This is a genomic window from Flavobacterium potami, assembly GCF_020026915.1.
Classification (GTDB): Bacteria; Bacteroidota; Bacteroidia; order Flavobacteriales; family Flavobacteriaceae; genus Flavobacterium; species Flavobacterium potami.
On record NZ_JAINUY010000020.1, the window covers coordinates 1 to 356 of the forward strand.

Annotated in this window: 1 protein-coding gene; it reads right to left on the reverse strand. The window is 36.8% G+C overall.

Annotated features, from left to right (window positions below):
• On the reverse strand, positions 1-315 hold a 315-nt coding region (locus tag K6T82_RS24090; RefSeq protein ID WP_223711570.1), incomplete at its 3' end, for an HlyD family secretion protein.
• Between the last annotated feature and the right edge of the window lie 41 nt (positions 316-356).

A 356-nucleotide genomic window follows, 5' to 3' on the forward strand; every position in this document is an offset into this window, starting at 1 on the left:
GATATTTACTCTTTGTCCTACTTTTATTTTTCCTGAATTGAGTGCCGGAGCTTTTACCTTTCCAATAAAAGTATTCTTAGCGTCGGGAATAATGGAAAAGACGTTGTCTCCCACATTTATGGTCTGACTCTCATTCCAAACCTGCAAAAAAGTAACCACGCCACTAACCGAAGATTTTAAGGTGTAAGCCAGTTCCCAGTCTTTTATCACTTTTTTCAACTGATAAAAAGATTGCGCCATACTTCTTCCCAGATTAACCTCTTCTTTTGTGCTGTTTATCTGCGAATTCTGACTTGATTTTGTATTGTCGATCAAAGACGACCTTATTTGAGAAATTGAAGTTAGAAGTCCTTTAT